This is a genomic window from Pseudomonas sp. 1152_12 (assembly GCF_052850675.1).
On sequence record NZ_VXCW01000052.1, the window covers coordinates 1 to 779 of the forward strand.

Genomic DNA, 779 nt, shown 5'->3' on the forward strand with positions numbered 1-779 from the left:
GGCGGCAAGCTCTACAGCCTCAGCGACCTGAGCCTGGACATGAACAATGGCCACCTCAATAACGCCGGCGGCCTGATCCATGCGCCAGGGCAATTGCTGCTTAAAAACCTGTCCACGGTCGCCAACCAGGGCGGCGAAATCTCCAGCGAACATGCCTTCACCCTGGCCGCAAACAGCCTGGATAACAGCGACGGCAAGCTGCTCAGCGACCAAGCGCTGACCCTCAAGCTCGACCAGGCGCTGATCAACATCAAAGGCCAGATTTCCGCCGCCGGGCTCAGCGCCCAGGCAGCGCGCCTGGACAACAGCAGCGGCGTGTTCAGCAGCTCCAAAGACCTGGCGCTGAACCTCAGTGCCGACCTGCTCAATGACGACGGTGAGGTCTCAAGCGCGGGCGCGAGCGTGGTCAACGCGATGACGCTGAACAACCGCAACGACGGCCATGTGACGGGCGACGTCAGCCTCGACCTGACCACCACCGGCGCGCTGTTCAACCAAGGCGGCACCTTGGGCAGTGGCCAGCGCTTGAACGTGACCGCGGCCAGCCTGGATAACCGCCAGTCCGGCAGCTTGGTCAGCAATGGCAGCTTGAGCGTGAAGGTCGATGGCCTGCTGGACAACCAAGCCAAAGGCAGTGTATTGGCCAAAGGCGTCGTGGATATTCAAGCCGGCAGCGTGGACAACCGCGCAGGCCGCCTGTCTGGGCAAAACCTGCTGACCCTGCGCAGCGCCAGTCTGGATAACCGTGGCGGCGCAGTGCGGGCCAATCAGGACCTGAA

1 protein-coding gene is annotated in these 779 nt (G+C 63.2%); it reads left to right on the plus strand.

The window, feature by feature from the left end; all coding sequences use genetic code 11:
• Positions 1–779 (plus strand): hypothetical protein (locus tag FW764_RS28065; protein ID WP_446436721.1); only part of this gene is annotated, 779 nt, incomplete at both ends.